This is a genomic window from Halomonas smyrnensis AAD6 (assembly GCF_000265245.1).
Lineage (GTDB): Bacteria > Pseudomonadota > Gammaproteobacteria > Pseudomonadales > Halomonadaceae > Halomonas > Halomonas smyrnensis.
Genome location: NZ_AJKS02000001.1, coordinates 293895 through 309914, shown reverse-complemented (window position 1 = coordinate 309914; position 16020 = coordinate 293895). Strand labels below are relative to the sequence as shown.

Sequence of the window (16020 nt, the reverse complement as noted above, 5' to 3'; positions counted from 1 at the left end):
TTCCGGGCCGTCAACCGACGCCCCGCCACCGGACATCGAGAGGTGAAGATGCCAGAGGCCGATGCCCTCGCCCGCCAGACGCCGCTGCGCCGCTGGATCGCGCAGCGCCATGGACTCGCCCCCCAGGCCCTGGACCTGCGTCTGGCCGCCGGCGACGCCAGCTTTCGCCGCTACTATCGGCTGACCCTGCCCGACGGCGCCACGCGCATGCTGATGGACGCGCCGCCGGACCGCGAGGACAGCGCGCCCTTCGTGGCCATCGACCGGGCCTGGGAAGCCGCCGGCCTCCCGGTGCCGCACCTGCATGCCGTGGACCTCGATGCCGGCTTCCTGGAGCTCGACGATCTCGGCGACACGCCGCTGCAGACCCGCTTCGACGGCGAGAACGCGCCGGCCACCCTGGCCTGGCACGAGCGCGCCCTGGCGCTCATCCATGAGCTTCAGAACCGTGCCGCCCCGGACGCGCTGCCGGCCTACGACGCCGCCCTGCTCGGCCGCGAGCTCGACCTCTTCCCCGAGTGGTGCCTGTCGCGCTGGCTCGACGTCGCCCCGCCGCCCGGCTGGGACGCCCTGCGCGACGCGCTGATCGCCTCCGCGCTGGACCAGCCCGTGGTCACCGTGCATCGCGACTACGACGCCATGAACCTGATGGTGGTCGACGAGGGGCTCTACCTGATCGACTTCCAGGACGCCGTGGCGGGCCCCATCGGCTACGACCTGATCTCGCTGCTGCACGGGCGCTACTGCCGCTTCGACGCCGCGCGGCGCGCCGAGTGGATCGAGGCCTTCCGCGCTCGGGCCATCGCCGACGGCCGCCTCGGCGCCGAGGTCGAGCCGGCCGACTTCCACGCCCGGGTGGCCGCCATGGCCGCCCAGCGTGCGCTCAAGGTGCTGGGCATCTTCTGCCGCCTGACCCTGCGCGACCATCGCGACGGCTATCTCGCCCGCCTGCCCCACTTCCTCGCCCATCTCGAGGACGCCCTGGCCGAGCTCGACGGCCACGACGCCGTCAAGGCCTGGCTCGCCGACGTCTTCCGCCCCGCCATGGCGGCGAAGCTGGACGAGGCCGGCATCGACCGGGAGGGCGCGGCATGAGGGCGATGATCCTGGCCGCGGGGCTCGGCACGCGCATGCGCCCGCTCACCGACCACTGCCCCAAGCCGCTGCTGCCGGTGGCCGGCAAGCCGCTGATCGTTCACCACCTCGAGCGCCTGGCCGCGGCCGGCATCCGCGAGGTGGTGATCAACGTCAGCTACCGGGCCGAGCAGATCATCGAGGCGCTGGGCGACGGCCGCGAGTTCGGCGTGACCATCGCCTGGAGCCGCGAGGAGGCCCCGCTGGAGACCGGCGGCGGCATCCGCCGCGCCCTGCCGCTGCTGGGCGAGGCGCCGTTCTGGCTGGTCAACGGCGACGTCTGGTGCGATGTGGCCCCCGACGCGCTGCCACCGCTCGGCGACGACCTGGCGCGCCTGGTGCTGGTGGACAACCCCGATCACCATCCCACCGGCGACTTCCACCTCGACGCCACCGGTCGAGTGCATCCCGAGGGCGAGCCGCGGCTGACCTACGCCGGCCTGGCGCTGATCGACCCGGCGCTGGTCGCCGACCACGACGACGGCGCCTTCGCCCTGGCCCCGCTGCTGCGCGAGGCCATGGCGGACGGCCGGGTCGCCGGCCATCATCATCGCGGCGCCTGGGTCGATGTCGGCACCCCGGCCCGCCTCGAGGGCCTGGATCGGGCCCTGCGCGCTCGCTCGGGCTGAGCCGCGCGGTGCCAGCTGCTAAGCTGGCGCCACTCCACTCTCTCACTGCTCCCATCTCTCACTGGACCAAGGAAACACCGCACATGAAAGCCAGCGTCAAATGGACAGACGGCCGCCAGTTCGTTGCCGAGGCCGGCAGCGGCCACAGCGTGGTCATCGACGGCCCGCCCGACCACGGCGGCCGCAACACCGGCCCGCGCCCGATGGAAATGCTGCTGATGGGCATGGGCGCCTGCACCTCCTTCGACGTGCTGGAGATCCTCGAGAAGTCCCGGGCCCCGGTCGCCGACTGCGTGGCCAGCATCGAGGCCGAACGCGCCGACAGCGTGCCCAGCGTCTTCACCAAGATCCACATCCACTTCACGGTGAGCGGCCAGGGGCTCAAGGAGAAGCAGGTCAAGCGCGCCGTCGAGCTCTCCGCCGACAAGTACTGCAGCGCCTCGATCATGCTGGCCAAGGGCGGCGTGGAGGTGACCCACTCCTTCACCATCGTCGAGGAGTGAGCGAGCCCTCACTCCATGAATCGCCCTTACGGCGAGGAAAAAAACCGTGGCGGCGGGTGCGCCGCCACGGTGGGCTGTGCATAATACGGCGCTCGATTGCCAGGGGTTCCGGCGCCGTCCGTCGGGATGACAACATCTGCCACTTTTGGGAGGCGCGGACGTGACCGACAATCTCCGACTCCACGGGTTCAACAACCTGACCAGCTCCCTGAGCTTCAACATCTATGACATCTGTTACGCGAAGACAGAGGATCAGCGAAAGGCCTACATCGACTACATCGATGAGCTCTACAACGCCGAGCGCCTGACCCAGATCCTCAAGGATGTCACCAACATCATCGGCGCCCACGTGCTCAATATCTCGCGCCAGGACTACGAGCCGCACGGGGCCAGCGTGACCATCCTGATCGCCGAGCACGAGCTGGAAGAGGCCGCCCCCGAGCAGCTGGAGCCCGGCCCGGGCCCGCTGCCGGAAACCGTGGTGGCGCACCTCGACAAGAGCCACGTCACGGTGCACAGCTACCCCGAGTCGCATCCGGACAACGGCATCAGCACCTTCCGCCTGGACATCGACGTCTCCACCTGCGGTCACATCAGCCCGCTGAAGGCGCTCAACTACCTGATCCACAGTTTCGATTCCGACATCGTGACCATGGATTACCGGGTCCGCGGCTTCACCCGCGACGTGGACGGCAAGAAGCTGTTCATCGACCACGACATCACCTCGATCCAGGACTATCTGGCCGACGACACCAAGCAGGCCTACCAGATGGTGGACGTGAACGTGTATCAGGAGAACATGTTCCACACCAAGATGCTGCTCAAGGACTTCGAGCTGGACAACTACCTGTTCGGCATCACCCGCCGCGACGTCAGCTTCGAGGAGGCCCGCGACATCGAGGGCCGCCTGCGCAAGGAGATGCTGGAGATCTTCTACTCGCGCAACATGGACTGACCCGCCCCTGCAGGCTGCAAGCCAGCAGCGCGAAAGCGCCCGCCGCAAAAGAAAACCCCGAAGGCGGAAGCCTTCGGGGTTTTCTTGTAGCTCGGCGCTTGTAGCTCGGCGCTTGTAGCTCGGCGCTTGTAGCTCGGCGCTTATAGCTCGGCGCTTGTAGCTCGGCGCTTGTAGCTCGGCGCTTAAAGCTTATAGACCGATCGGGTCATCACCCTGGACATCAGCGTCATGCCGGCCTTGACCGGCCCCGGGAAGCGGGCGCCGCCGGCCGCCAGCGCCTGCTCGGCGTGATGGGCCTCGTCGATGGCCATCTGGCGCAGCACCGCCCGGGAGCGATGATCGCCACCCGGCAGCTCGTCCATGTGGGCGTCGAGATGGCGGCCCACCTGCTCCTCGGTGGCGGCCACGAAACCGAGGCTGATGCGGTCGCCGATCGCCCCGGCCAGCGCGCCCATGCCGAACGAGGCGGCATAGAACAGCGGATTGAGGCGGCTGGGGTGGCCATCGAGCTCCTCGAGGCGCGACTGGCACCAAGCCAGGTGATCGATCTCCTCCTGGGCGGCCTCCTCCATCTGCTCGCGGATCTCGGGCAGCTTGGCGGTCAGGCCCTGGCCCTGGTAGAGCGCCTGGGCGCACACCTCGCCGGTATGGTTGATGCGCATCAGGCCCTCGGCGTGGCGGCGTTCCGCCTCGTCCATGGCATCGTCGCGCACCTCCGGGGTGGCGGGCGACGGGCGCGAGGGCTGGGCGGCGCCCGGCAGCAGGGTGCGCAGCACGGCATCGCCCTGGCGCACCAGCTGATCGGCACGGGAATACTGACGGTTCATGACACCCCCTGAATCGATGATGACCCATTGTAACCGAGTCGCCCCGGGGCCGGCAGTTCCCCGGACGCGACGACGCCGCCCGCGGGCGGCGTCGTGAGGAAACGGTATCGAGCGAGGCGAGCTGCACCTGATGCGTCGAACACCGCAAGCCGCGGCAGGCGCCGCGCGCCGACTACCCAGCCGGCCAGGTAAAGCGTCGACCGCCCATCAGGTGCATATGAATATGATAGACGGTCTGGCCGCCCTGTTCATTGCAGTTCATCACCACCCGATAGCCGTCCTCGTCGAAGCCGGCCTGCCTGGCCAGCTTGGCGGCGGTGAACTGCAGCCGCCCCACCAGCGCCAGATCGTCTTCCTCGATGTCGTTGAGGGTGGCGATATGGCGCTTGGGAACGATCAGCTGATGCGTCGGTGCCTTGGGATCGATGTCGTTGAAGGCCAGCACCTCGTCGTCTTCGTAGACGATGTCGGCGGGAATCTCGCGATTGATGATCTTGCAGAACAGGCAGTCCATGGCGGGCTCCTCGGCGGATGACGAACGGCGGATGCCGTCAGCGGGAAACGAAGCGAATCAGCGAAAGCGGCGCTGGGCCAGCAGGTGGCGCACCAGCGGCCCCAGGATCAGCTCCATGGCCAGCGGCATGCGCGAGCCCGGCACCACCAGGGTGTGCGGGCGGCTCATGAAGGCATCGGGGATCATCGCCAGCAGGTAGGGGAAGTCCACCGTGGCCGGGTCGCGGAAGCGGATCACCACGAAGGACTCGGCGTCGGCGGGGATGTCCTGCACCTCGAAGGGGTTCGAGGTATCCACCGTCGGCACCCGCTGGAAGTTGATGTGGGTACGCGAGAACTGCGGCTGGATGTAGCGCACGTAGTCGTCCATGCGCCCCAGGATGGTGTCGATCACCGCCTCCTGGGAGTAGCCACGATAGCGCATGTCGCGATCGATCTTCTGGATCCACTCCAGGTTCATGGTCGGCGCCACGCCGACCAGCAGGTCGGCGTGGCGCGCGATGTCGTGCTCGGGCGTCACCAGGCCGCCGTGCAGCCCCTCGTAGAACAGCAGGTCGGTGCCGGTGGGCAGCGGCTGCCATTCGGTGAAGGTGCCGACCTGGTAGCCGGCCTCGATCATCGACTTGTCCTCGGCGTGGATATAGTGCCGATAGGTGCCGGTGCCGTGCTCGCCGTACTCCTGGAACAGCACCTCGAGCTCCTCGAGCAGGTTGGCCTCCACGGCGAAGTGCGACAGCTCGTCCTTGCGCTCGGGCTCCTCGCGGAAGATCCGCGCCAGCTCCTGACGGGTGTAGCGATGGAAGGCGTCGCCGTCGACGAAGGCGGCATGCAGGTCCTCGCGGGCGAACATGCGCTCGAAGGTACGCTTGACCGTGGTGGTGCCGGCCCCGGAGGAGCCGGTCACGGCGATGATCGGATACTCGCGCGACATCAGCTCGCCCCCGCGAGACGCTCGCGCACGAGGTCGGGCACCGCCACCGGGCGGCCGGTGGCGGGGTCCACCAGCATCAGGTTGATGCGCCCCGTGGCCACGGGGCGATCGTCGGCGAGCCGCCGGATGCGATGGTAGACGGCGATCGCGCGGCGCCCCGGCGCCGGAATGGCGGTGTCCACCTCCAGCGCCTCGGGCCAGCGCGACTCGGCCTGATACTGCACCGCCAGATCGGCCGCCACGCACGGATAGCCGGCCATGTCGCCCTCGGCGAGCGAGCGGGCGGCCAGGGCATGGACGCGGGCCTCGTGCATCAGCGACACCACGGCGTCATGGCCGAGGTGCCGGCCGTAGTTCATGTCGGTGATGCGCACCGACAGCGGGTGCCGGTGCAGGATGTCCGCCTCGGGGAACTCCAGTTTCACACGCTCCATGCCGCCTCCTGGTGGTGAATGTGCGACGTCGTGGGGGATCGGGCTCGCGGGCTCAGCCCTCGCCGCCTTCCCGGGCGATGGCGCGATGCGCGATGTCGCCGCGGTGGAAGGCGTCCTGCCAGCGGATCTCGGCCACGCCCCGGTAGGCCAGGTCGCGGGCCGCGGAGACGCCCTCGCCCAGTGCGGTGACGCACAGCACGCGGCCGCCGGCGGTCAGCACCTCGCCGTCGTCGCCCGTGGCGGTGCCGGCGTGGAAGACCTTGCTGCCGGTGGCCTCGGCGGCGTCGAGCCCCTCGATGGCGTCGCCCTTGCGATAGCCGCCGGGATAGCCGCCGGCGGCCATCACCACGCCTACCGCGGCGCGGGAATCCCACTCGCAGGCGTGGCCGGCCAGCTCGCCGCGGGCGCCGGCCAGGCACAGCTCGGCCAGGTCGGACTGCAGGCGCATCATGATCGGCTGGGTCTCGGGGTCGCCGAAGCGGCAGTTGTACTCGATCACCCGCGGGTTGCCCTCGGGATCGATCATCAGGCCGGCATACAGGAAACCGGTGTAGGGATGGCCTTCCTCGGCCATGCCGCGCACCGTGGGACGGATCACCCGTTCCATCACCCGCTCATGGACCTCGTCGGTGACCACCGGCGCCGGCGAGTAGGCGCCCATGCCGCCGGTGTTGGGACCCTGGTCGTCGTCGTAGGCGCGCTTGTGGTCCTGGCTGGTGGCCATCGGCAGCACCGTCTCGCCGTCGACCATGACGATGAAGCTGGCCTCCTCGCCCTGCAGGAAGTCCTCGATCACCACCCGGGCGCCGGCGTCGCCGAAGGCGTTGTCCTCGAGCATGTCGTGGACCGCGGCCTCGGCCTCTTCCCGGGTCATGGCGACGATCACGCCCTTGCCGGCGGCCAGGCCGTCGGCCTTGATCACGATCGGCGCGCCCTTCTCGGCGAGGTACTCGAGCGCCGGCTCCACCGCCACGAAGGTGCGGTACTCGGCGGACGGAATGGCGTGACGGGCCAGGAAGTCCTTGGTGAAGGCCTTTGAGCCCTCGAGCTGGGCGGCGCCGGCGGTGGGGCCGAAGATCGCCAGGCCGGCCTCGCGGAAGCGGTCGACAACGCCGACCACCAGCGGCGCCTCGGGGCCGACGATGGTCAGGTCGATGGCCTGCTCGCGGGCGAAGGCGACCAGCCCGTCCAGGTCCTCGGCGCCGATCGCCACGTTCTCGAGCCCCGGCTCGCGGGCGGTTCCGGCGTTGCCCGGGGCCACGTGGACGGTCTCGACCTCGGGCGACTGGGCGACCTTCCAGGCCAGGGCATGTTCGCGGCCACCGCCGCCGATGATCAGAACCTTCATCCGCTGCTCTACCTCACTTACAGGGGGATAACACGGGAAAAACGTCGCCGCATTATGCCAGAAAGCGGCCGCCGGCGCCGCCTTCAGCTTCGATACGCCGGCCTACCGAAGCGCCGCGCGGGGCGCCGGGGGCAGGTCAAAGAGGGGGTTTTTGCCATGGATGGCAAAAGTAGCGCCCAGGGAAGGGTTCACAGCGCCCCTCGGCGACCTGTCGCCGGATCAGCCCCGAGAGCATCGACACGCCATCAGGACTCGTCGTCGTCCTTGCGGCCCTTGCCGCCGAGGTTCTGCTGCCAGAAGCGCATGTTCTCCTCGGCCAGCTCGCGCATCATCTCCATCGGCGTGTGGCGCATGGCCTGCTGCCACTGGTCCTGCAGGTGCTTCTGCTGCTCCATCATCAGCTGCGTGCCCTGCTCCAGGTAGCGCGCCAGCGGCAGCGGCTGAGCCATGTTGTAGACGCGGATGAACTGCGCCAGCAGGTCGTTGGAGAACACCTGGGCGTCGCCGTCGGCCTGCTCCTGCTCGATGATGATGGTCAGCAGGATGGTGCGGGTCAGGTCCTCGCCGCTCTTGGCATCCTCGACCCGGAAGGGCACCTCGTCGAGGATCAGCTTGCGCAGGTCCTCGAGGGTCACGTAGCGGCTCTGTTCGGTATCATAGAGCCTGCGGTTGGCATACTTGCGAATCACGCGCACGGCGCTCTCCTCGGTTCGAATCGGGTGGGCGGATGCCTCCTCATGCAGGTATTGTGCACCGCCCCACCCTTCATGCAAGGCATACCGGCACCACGAGGCCCCATGAACCTGATCCTGCTCTCGCCCGACGACATCGAGAACGACCGCCTGGCCCGGGTGCGCGACCCGCGACGGCTCGCCCATCTGCGCGAGGTCCACCGGGCCCGCGAAGGCGACGCCATGACGCTGGGCATCGAGGGCGGCGCCCTGGGGCGCGGCGAGCTCTTGACCCTGAACGACACGGAGGCGGTGTTCGACGTCTCCGCCCTCGACCAGGCCCCGCCGGCGCCGCTGCCGGTGCATCTGGTGCTGGCCCTGCCGCGGCCGCGGATGCTGGCGCGCACCCTGGAACACGTGACCGCGCTCGGGGTGAAGGAGCTGACGCTTCTGAACACCAAACGGGTGGAGAAGAGCTACTGGCAGTCGCCGGAGCTGTCCGAGGACAAGATCCGCCGCCATCTGGAGCTGGGCCTGGAGCAGGCCCGGGACACCCGCCCGCCGCGCGTGACCCTGGCCAAGGGCTTCCGCCCCTTCGTCGAGGACGACCTGCCGGGGCTGCTGGCCGGCCGCCGCGGGCTGCTGGCCCATCCCGGCATGCCGGACGCCTGCCCCCGCGGGGTCGAGGCGCCGACGCTGCTGGTGGTGGGCCCCGAGGGCGGCTTCATTCCCTGGGAAGTGGAGAAGCTGGTCGAGGCCGGCTGCCACGGCGTCCACATGGGCCCGCGCATCCTGCGCGTGGAGACCGCGGTCACCGCCCTGCTGGCGCGGTTATTCTGACGCCGGTGCGTCCTCGGGCTCGGCGGCCGATGACGACGACGCCTCGGCGCCGTCGGCCTCCCCCTTCTCCTCGTGCGCTTCGCTCGCCCCGTCATCGCCGGACGCCTCCTCGTCCGGCCGATGGGGCTTGCGCGGCGCATCGCCGTCGCAGCCGGGCTCGGTCAGATGGGTGCTGGCCACGTCCAGTCGCCCCAGGTGGCCGATGGTGCGGCGCCCCAGCAGGATCGGGTAGGTCATCTCCGAGCGGTCGCGCAGGCTGAACTCCTCCTCGTAGCGCACGCCGTCCACGCACACATCCATCAGCACCACCGGCCGATCGTCGGTGCCGCCGGCGCCGCGCACCGTCAGGCGCCGCACCCGCGGCCGCTCGAGGGTCATGGCGAAGGTCTCGCCCTTGTCCTCGTCATCGAAATGCAGCCGGAAGCGCACCCAGGATTCGCCGTCGCGCTCGAAGCGCTCGATGTCCCGCGCGTCCAGCGACGAGGTCAGCGCCCCGCTGTCCAGCTTGGCCTCGAAGGGCAGGTTCCAGGGCATCAGGGTCACCGGCTCGACCCAGCCCACGGTGCGATCCGGCGCCTCGGCCAGGACCAGCCCCGACCACAGCGCCGCCGCCAGGCACCACGCCGCGCGCCTCATGAGCCCACCTCCCGCAGCCGCTCCAGCAGCCCCAGGGTGGCGAAGCCGTCCGGCGTCACGCCGATCTCGCGCTGGAAGGCCCGCAGGCCGCGCCGGGTATTGGGCCCGAGGATGCCGTCGGCCTCGCCGACCTCGTGGCCGCGGGCGTTGAGCCGCCGCTGCAGCTCCAGCACCTGGGTGCGCTTGAGCGCCGGCTCCTCGCGGGGCCAGTCGCCCTGGACCGCGGGACGCCCGTCGATGGCGTCGCCCAGCGTGGCCACCGCCAGCGCATAGCTGGTGGCGTTGTTGTAGCGGCGAATGACGCGGAAGTTGTGGCCGACCAGGAAGGCCGGCCCCCGTGCGCCGGCCGGCGCGATCAGCGCGGCCTCGTCCAGTGCGGGCAGCGCCTCGCCGGCGCGCGGCCGCACGCCCCTCGCGGCCCAGTCGTCGGCGCTGCGGCGGGTGGTATCGCCCGTCAGCGAATAATCGAAGTCGTCCGGCAGCGCGACCTCCAGGCCCCAGGGTTCGTCGGCGCGCCAGCCGGCCTCGGCGAGATAGGCGGCGATCGAGGTCAGGGCATCGGGGACGCTGCCCCAGATATCGCGGCGGCCGTCGCCGTCGCCGTCAACCGCGTGGGCCAGGTAGCTCGACGGCAGGAACTGCGGATGGCCCATGGCGCCGGCCCAGGAGCCGACCATGCGCTCGGCCGGCACGTCGCCGGCCTCGAGGATGCGCAGCGCCGCCAGCAGCTCGCCGCGGGCGAAGTCGCGGCGGCGGCCGTCATGGGCCAGGGTCGCCAGGGCATCGAGGGTCGAGACCTCGCCCTGATAGCCGCCGTAGCTGCTCTCGATGCCCCAGATCGCCACCAGCACCTCGGCCGGCACGCCGTAGCGTTCCTCGGCGCGTTCGGCCGTGCGGCGATGGGCCACGAGCCGATCGCGACCGGTGCTCACCCGGTTCGTCGACACCGCCCCGTCGAGGTACTCCCAGATCGGGCGCACGAACTCCGGCTGACGCCGATCCAGTTCGATGACCCGGGGCAGATAGCGCAGCGCGTCGATGCGCGCCAGGGCGGCCTCGCCGAGGCCCTCGTCGCTCGCCAGGCGGCGGAAGTCGCGGCGCCAGTCGTCGAAGTCGCCCACGGCCTCGGGCCGCACGGCGGGCGCCGCCTCGTCCGTCATCGCCGTGGCGGCGGCATCGGCCGAGGGAGAGCCAACGGGAGTGGCCGCGGAAGAGGCGGCTTCGGCGCGCGGCGGGGTGAGACCCTGGCAGCCGGCCAGGCCGGCGCAGAGCAGCACGAGGAGCAGTAACGGGGGCAACATCGACGACGTTCCTTGACGAAAATGGCCCCCGATGATCGCGCAGAACGCCCGTTCAGGCCAGCAGCAGCAGCCTCGCGATCAGTGCCAGATGGCAGGCCGCCACGACGGCGGTCAGTCGAGTGCGAAGCCGCCGATAGTCGCCCGGCAGCCCCGCGGCGCCGGGGCCCGCCTCGTAGAGGCGCAGGGCGACGAAGCCGGCCAGCAGCGTCGCGGCGGCGGCCGGCGGCGCGAGCAGCAGCGCCGGCCAGGCGACCAGGCTCGGCAGCACGCCCACGACCAGGCGGCGGCCCGCGGGTTCGGGCCCGCCGGCGCCGGCCAGCGCCAGTCCCCAGTGCACCCCGCCGAGAAAGGACAGGATCACCGCGCCGTAGGCGAGGAAGGCCTGGATGGCGAGGGCCTGCCCCGGCGGCGATGCCAGGTAGGCCGCCGGCAGGGTCACGACGAACGGCACCAGCCCGGCGACGCCGAGTCCGTTCATGCCGGGGCGGCGGGCGCCCCGCTCCGGGTCATCGCGATCGGCGTTCATGGCGCGACGTCCCGCCGAGCCGGCGTCGCCAGCGAGGGCGGCGGCAGGAAGACCGCGGGATCGTGCTGCCAGGGGCGATGGCGGGCGCTGCCGGGCGGCAGATCGGCGAGCTCGGGGCACCAGCGGGCCACGTAGTCGCCCCAGGGATCGTAGCGCTCGGCCTGGTCCAGGACGTCGAAGCGATGCGCCCTGGCATGCCGGCCACGGCCGGCGATATAGCCCCAGTTGCCCCAGTTGCTGGCGACGTCATGATCGATCAGGCAGCGCTCGAACCAGGCCGCCCCCAGTCGCCAGTCGACGCCCAGGTCGTGAACGAGATGGCTGGCCACGTTCTGGCGGGCGCGGTTCGACAGCCAGCCGGTCTCGGCCAGCTCGCGCATCCCGGCGTCGACGAACGGCAGCCCGGTCTCGCCGCGGCACCAGGCCGCGAAGTCCTCGCCCCCGCCGGGCGCCGTGGCGCCGCCATAGAGTCGCCGGCCATCCTGCCAGGCGGCCCAGTGGAAATACTCCCGCCACAGCAGTTCGAAGCGCAGCCAGCGGCTCGAGTCGCTGGCGCCGCGCTCCGCCTCCCAGTCGTCCAGGGCGTCGTTGACCTGGGCGGCCGAGAGGCAGCCCAGCGCCAGCCAGGGCGACAGCCGGCTGGAAAAGTCGGCGCCGACCAGGCCGTTGCGGGTCTCGGCGTAGTGCGCCACCGCGCCGCTGCCCCACAGGTAATCGTCCAGCCGCGCCAGGCCGGCGCTCTCACCGCCGGCGAAGGAGAAGCTGCCGAGGGACGAGGCGCTCCACTCGGCCGCCCGCACGTCGATCCAGCGCAGCGGCGGCAGCCCGCGCGAGGCATCGGGCGGCCAGGGCGGCAGCGTCACCGGCTCCGCGCCGGCGCCCTGCGGCGTGACGCCCTCGAGCCGACGCCGGAACCCCGAGAAGCCGGGCGGCAGCGCCGCGACCGGCCGCGGCAGGTCGTCCGCGGCGAACAGCATGCCCCCTTCCAGGCGCTCGAGCTCGCACCCCGCGGCGAGGCGCGGCGCCAGCCGCTCGACGGCGCGGGTCTCCTCCCAGCCGGGATCGCGCCGCACCCTCACCCGCCGGGCGCCGAGCTCGGCGCTCAGGGCGGCCACCTCCTCGGCCGGATCGCCGATCCGCACCAGCAGGTCGCTGCCCCGGGCGAGCAGGCGGCCGCGCAGCTCGATCAGGCTCTGCCACAGGAAGCCGAGGCGTGCCGGGCCGATGCGCCGCTCCTTCAGCCAGCGCTCATCCAGCACATAGACGCAGGCCAGGTGCTCTCCCAGCGGCGCGGCGAACAGCGGATTGTCGGCCAGGCGCAGGTCCTGGCGCAGCCAGACGAGATCGATGCTCATGACGGCCTCCTCATGCCCCGTCCTCGCTGCGCGAAAGGCGTCTGGCCTCGCGGCGGCAGCGGTCGCTGCAATAGCGCACCTCCTCCCAGCAGCGCGCCCACTTGCGGCGCCACCGGAACGGACGGCCGCAGCACTGGCAGGGCTTGGAGGGAAGGTCGGCCTTGCGACGCATGGCTTCACCCGACATGGACAGGGTAAAAAAAATGGTACAACTTATGTACATGTTATATCCCATGGTCGCGAACGCAAGCGGCACGGCCGACGCCGGCAGGATTCACCCTGCGGGCCGGCAGGCGGGGGGGATGGGCCGAAGGCGGCGAGCGACTCGCCGACCTGGGGGGGGGGCGTCGCGGGTCTCGGGGTGACACGCCCCGACGGGGCGAGGCGCGTCTTGCGGGCGGGGGAGTCAGTCGCGGTGGGGCGGCGCGGCGGGCGGTTCGTCGTCCTCTTCGCGCCCGCTGCGCAGGCGATGGGTCAGCGGATCGTAGTGGGGGCGAAGCTCGTCCTTGACGGTGCCGTCCCACAGCCGGGCGCCGACGAAGTAGCCGGCGCGGCCGATGATATGCGCCGCCACCGGTGCCGTCAGCATGAGGAACAGGATGATCCCCAGGGCCCTGGCCACCACCGCCGTCTCGGCGAAGTGCACCGCCACCGACAGCATGATCAGCGACACGCCCAGCGTGGCCGCCTTGGTGGTCGCGTGCAGGCGGGTCAGCAGATCGGGCAGGCGCACCACCCCCAGGGCGGCCAGCAGCATGAAGGTGGAGCCGGTCAGCAGGCCGGCGGCGGTGAGCACCTCAGTCATCTCGCGGCCCTCCCCGCTCGAGGAACCGGGCGAAGCCGATGGTGGCCATGAAGGCCATCAGCGCCATGACGATGGCCACGTCGAGCAGGATCGCCACGTCGGTGGCGATGGCCACCACGCCGATGATGCCGACGAGGATCGAGGAGAACAGCTCCAGCGCCACGACCCGATCCGGCAGGCTCGGCCCCCGGAACAGGCGCGCGAACGCCAGGCACAGGGCCAGCGACATCACGGCCAGACTGAACAGGATCACGATCGACACGGGACAGGCCTCCCCTCGTCAGTGGAAGAGTTCCAGGGCACGCCGCTCGAGCTCGGCCAGGCTGCGGGTCAGCGCCGGCTCGTCGTCGAGGAACATGGCATGGATGTAGAGCACGCGGCGGTCGTCGGAGACGTCCAGGCTCAGCGTCCCCGGGGTCAGCGAGATCAGGTTGGCGACGAAGGCGATCTCGAATTCCGTGCGGGCCTTCAGCGGCATCGCGATCACCCCCGGCTTCATGTACCAGGGCGGCGTGATGATGTCGTAGGACACCCGCAGGTTGGAGACCACCAGCTCCTTGAGGAAGAAGCCGACGAAGCGGATCAGTCGCGGCAGCCGCTGGGCGTAACCGGCCAGCGCCGGCACCTGGGGCTGGATCAGCGCCAGCACCAGGTAGCCGAACACCAGCCCGGCGAACAGGCTGCCGCCGCTGAAGTCGCCGGTCAGCACCACCCAGGCGACGCCGAGCATGAGGTTCCAGGCCGCGCCGATCATGGCTCCCCTCCCGGCACGCCGAGTACCGCCTCGATGTAACGCTCGGGCGCCAGCAGCTGCGCCGCGGAGGCCTCGGCCAGCGCATAGAGCGCGTCGGGCTGCAGCCCGATCGCCAGGGTACACAGCGCCAGGCCGACCGCCGGCGCGCCCATCAGCCACAGTTCGCGCTGCCCGACCTCCCGGGCGGGCTCGCCCCCGGCCTCGTCATCGGGCGGCGCCTTCCAGAACGCCTCGTTCCAGATCTTGATCATCGAGTACAGGGTGAGCAGCCCCACCAGCAGCGCGATCGCCGTCACCCCGTAGGCCTCGGCCTCGAGGCCCGCCCGGATCACGATGAACTTGGCGAAGAAGCCCGACAGCGGCGGCATGCCGGCCAGCGACAGCGCCGATATCAGGAACAGCACCGCCAGCCAGGGGTGCTGGCGATAGACGCCACCCAGCGTCTCGAGGCGATAGCTGCCGCGCAGCCGCTGGACGATGCCGCTGATCAGGAAGAGGTTGGTCTTCACGATGATGTGGTGGGCGATATAGAACACCCCGCCGAGGATCGCCAGAGGCGTGAACAGCGCCAGCCCCAGGATCATGTAGCCGATCTGGCTGACGATGTGGAACGACAGGATGCGCCGGAACTCGAACTGCGCCGCCGCCCCCAGGACACCGGACAGCATGGTCAGGGCGGCGCCCCACAGCAGGATCTCGTGGGTATAGCCGGGGCTGTGATGGAAGATCAGCGTGAACACCCGGAACAGCGCATAGACCCCGACCTTGGTCAGCAGGCCGGCGAACAGCGCCGAGACCGCGACCGGCGGCGTGTGGTACGAGGCCGGCAGCCAGAAGAACAGCGGGAAGGCCGCCGCCTTGATGCCGAAGGCGACCATGAACATCATCGCCAGCACGTCGACCATGCCGGTATCGTCCAGGGTCGTCAGGCGGCGGGCGATGTCGGCCATGTTGAGGGTACCCACCATGCCGTACAGCAGGCCCACGGCGACCAGGAACAGCACCGACGACACCAGATTGAGGGTCACGTACTTGATCGCCCCCTCCATCTGCGGCTTCTCGCTGCCCAGGATCAGCAGCGCGAAGGACGCCACCAGCATCACCTCGAACCACACGTAGAGGTTGAAGATGTCGCCGGTCAAGAAGGCCCCGGCCACGCCGGCCAGCAGCAGGTGCATCAGCGGGAAATAGCCGTAGTCCTGGTGCCCACGGCCGACCGAGGCCAGCGAGAAGAGCGCCACCGCCAGGCCGATGATGCCGGTCAGCACGACCATGAGCGCGCCCAGCAGGTCGGCGACCAGGCTGATGCCGAAGGGCGCCGGCCAGCCGCCCATCTGCATCACCTGGATGCCGTCGCGGCTCACCGTCATCAGCAGCCAGACGCCGGTGGCCAGCAGCCCGACGGTGCCGCCCAACGCGATCAGGCGCTGCATCGTGCGGGAGCGCCAGAACACCAGCGACAGGGCCCCGGCGAACAGCGGGATGAGGACGGGGAGCGCGATCTGCGGGGTCACGTGTCGGTATCCTTCATCCGGTCAAGGTCGTCGGCGCGCACGATCTCCCAGGCGCGCCGCACCAGCACCACCGCGAACGACAGCACGCCGAAGGCGATGACGATGGCGGTCAGCACCAGCGCCTGGGGCAGCGGATCGGCCACCGCCGACTCGGGGGCAGCGAGCCCCTCCGGCACCAGCGGCGGCGCCCCACGGCGCATGCCGGCGGTGGCGAAGATCAGCAGGTTGGCGGCGTTGGACAGCAGCATCAGCCCGATCACCAGCTTGACGATGGAGCGCCTCAGCATCATGTAGATGGCGGTGGCGAACAGCACGCCGATGGTCACGGCCATCAGGGGTTCCAT

General features: G+C 70.4%; 21 protein-coding genes. 5 read left to right on the top strand and 16 right to left on the bottom strand.

Annotated elements, in window-relative coordinates; translation table 11 throughout:
* Nucleotides 1-48 precede the first annotated feature (48 nt).
* The 4 genes from UYS_RS0201435 to speD all read left to right on the top strand — a co-directional run bounded on the left by UYS_RS0201435 (nt 49) and on the right by speD (nt 3221).
* On the top strand, nt 49-1095 hold the full coding sequence (locus UYS_RS0201435; protein ID WP_016853704.1) for an aminoglycoside phosphotransferase family protein: 1047 nt from the start codon (nt 49-51) through the stop codon (nt 1093-1095).
* The gene (murU, locus tag UYS_RS0201430; protein WP_026068272.1) at nt 1092-1763 is read left to right on the top strand and encodes an N-acetylmuramate alpha-1-phosphate uridylyltransferase MurU; all 672 of its coding nucleotides are present in this window, start codon (nt 1092-1094) and stop codon (nt 1761-1763) included. Before UYS_RS0201435 ends, murU begins: the two co-directional genes overlap by 4 nt.
* Before the next feature lie 83 nt (nt 1764-1846).
* Nucleotides 1847-2266 (top strand): OsmC family protein, encoded by a 420-nt coding sequence (locus UYS_RS0201425; protein WP_016853702.1) that lies wholly within the window; start codon nt 1847-1849, stop codon nt 2264-2266.
* Nucleotides 2267-2426: 160 nt separating this feature from the next.
* Entirely contained in the window at nt 2427-3221 is a 795-nt protein-coding gene (gene speD, locus UYS_RS0201420; RefSeq protein WP_016853701.1) for an adenosylmethionine decarboxylase, read from the top strand.
* Nucleotides 3222-3403: 182 nt separating this feature from the next.
* On the opposite strand, the gene coq7 is transcribed toward speD, so the two are convergent.
* The 6 genes from coq7 to phaR form a co-directional block, all read right to left on the bottom strand.
* Nucleotides 3404-4048, bottom strand: a complete 645-nt coding sequence (gene coq7 / locus UYS_RS0201415; protein ID WP_016853700.1) for a 2-polyprenyl-3-methyl-6-methoxy-1,4-benzoquinone monooxygenase — start codon at nt 4046-4048, stop codon at nt 3404-3406.
* Between the two features lie 172 nt (nt 4049-4220).
* Nucleotides 4221-4562: a histidine triad nucleotide-binding protein gene (locus UYS_RS0201410; RefSeq protein WP_016853699.1), complete on the bottom strand. Its 342-nt coding sequence runs from the start codon at nt 4560-4562 to the stop codon at nt 4221-4223.
* Nucleotides 4563-4619: 57 nt separating this feature from the next.
* Entirely contained in the window at nt 4620-5492 is an 873-nt protein-coding gene (locus UYS_RS0201405; RefSeq protein ID WP_016853698.1) for a phosphoribulokinase, read from the bottom strand.
* Nucleotides 5492-5926: an acyl-CoA thioesterase gene (locus tag UYS_RS0201400; RefSeq protein WP_016853697.1), complete on the bottom strand. Its 435-nt coding sequence runs from the start codon at nt 5924-5926 to the stop codon at nt 5492-5494. Before UYS_RS0201400 ends, UYS_RS0201405 begins: the two co-directional genes overlap by 1 nt.
* Nucleotides 5927-5978: 52 nt before the next feature.
* The gene (purD, locus tag UYS_RS0201395; protein ID WP_016853696.1) at nt 5979-7274 is read right to left on the bottom strand and encodes a phosphoribosylamine--glycine ligase; all 1296 of its coding nucleotides are present in this window, start codon (nt 7272-7274) and stop codon (nt 5979-5981) included.
* Between the two features lie 245 nt (nt 7275-7519).
* The gene (gene phaR / locus UYS_RS0201390) at nt 7520-7969 is read right to left on the bottom strand and encodes a polyhydroxyalkanoate synthesis repressor PhaR (protein ID WP_016853695.1); all 450 of its coding nucleotides are present in this window, start codon (nt 7967-7969) and stop codon (nt 7520-7522) included.
* Nucleotides 7970-8071: 102 nt separating this feature from the next.
* Here phaR and UYS_RS0201385 point away from each other — a divergent pair, with 102 nt between their 5' ends.
* A complete protein-coding gene (locus tag UYS_RS0201385) occupies nt 8072-8785 on the top strand; it encodes a 16S rRNA (uracil(1498)-N(3))-methyltransferase (protein ID WP_016853694.1) in 714 nt (237 codons plus the stop codon).
* Here UYS_RS0201385 and rloA3 read toward each other — a convergent pair.
* The 10 genes from rloA3 to UYS_RS0201340 all read right to left on the bottom strand — a co-directional run bounded on the left by rloA3 (nt 8777) and on the right by UYS_RS0201340 (nt 16020).
* Entirely contained in the window at nt 8777-9421 is a 645-nt protein-coding gene (gene rloA3, locus UYS_RS16680) for a retropepsin-like aspartic peptidase RloA3 (protein ID WP_016853693.1), read from the bottom strand. The genes UYS_RS0201385 and rloA3 overlap by 9 nt on opposite strands.
* Nucleotides 9418-10722, bottom strand: a complete 1305-nt coding sequence (locus UYS_RS0201375) for a lytic murein transglycosylase (RefSeq protein WP_016853692.1) — start codon at nt 10720-10722, stop codon at nt 9418-9420. The genes rloA3 and UYS_RS0201375 overlap by 4 nt, the downstream gene beginning before the upstream one ends.
* Before the next feature lie 52 nt (nt 10723-10774).
* Nucleotides 10775-11248 carry a DUF3429 domain-containing protein gene (locus UYS_RS0201370; RefSeq protein ID WP_016853691.1) on the bottom strand — a complete coding sequence of 158 codons (474 nt, stop codon included), beginning with the start codon at nt 11246-11248 and terminating at the stop codon, nt 10775-10777.
* On the bottom strand, nt 11245-12603 hold the full coding sequence (locus UYS_RS0201365; protein WP_016853690.1) for a DASH family cryptochrome: 1359 nt from the start codon (nt 12601-12603) through the stop codon (nt 11245-11247). Before UYS_RS0201365 ends, UYS_RS0201370 begins: the two co-directional genes overlap by 4 nt.
* Before the next feature lie 10 nt (nt 12604-12613).
* On the bottom strand, nt 12614-12775 hold the full coding sequence (locus tag UYS_RS17795) for a DUF2256 domain-containing protein (protein ID WP_083868064.1): 162 nt from the start codon (nt 12773-12775) through the stop codon (nt 12614-12616).
* Between the two features lie 234 nt (nt 12776-13009).
* A complete protein-coding gene (gene mnhG / locus UYS_RS0201360; protein WP_016853689.1) occupies nt 13010-13408 on the bottom strand; it encodes a monovalent cation/H(+) antiporter subunit G in 399 nt (132 codons plus the stop codon).
* The gene (locus UYS_RS0201355; RefSeq protein ID WP_016853688.1) at nt 13401-13670 is read right to left on the bottom strand and encodes a monovalent cation/H+ antiporter complex subunit F; all 270 of its coding nucleotides are present in this window, start codon (nt 13668-13670) and stop codon (nt 13401-13403) included. Before UYS_RS0201355 ends, mnhG begins: the two co-directional genes overlap by 8 nt.
* Before the next feature lie 18 nt (nt 13671-13688).
* Nucleotides 13689-14162 (bottom strand): Na+/H+ antiporter subunit E, encoded by a 474-nt coding sequence (locus UYS_RS0201350; protein WP_016853687.1) that lies wholly within the window; start codon nt 14160-14162, stop codon nt 13689-13691.
* A complete protein-coding gene (locus tag UYS_RS0201345) occupies nt 14159-15676 on the bottom strand; it encodes a Na+/H+ antiporter subunit D (protein ID WP_016853686.1) in 1518 nt (505 codons plus the stop codon). The genes UYS_RS0201350 and UYS_RS0201345 overlap by 4 nt, the downstream gene beginning before the upstream one ends.
* Nucleotides 15673-16020 carry a Na+/H+ antiporter subunit C gene (locus UYS_RS0201340; RefSeq protein ID WP_016853685.1) on the bottom strand — a complete coding sequence of 116 codons (348 nt, stop codon included), beginning with the start codon at nt 16018-16020 and terminating at the stop codon, nt 15673-15675. Before UYS_RS0201340 ends, UYS_RS0201345 begins: the two co-directional genes overlap by 4 nt.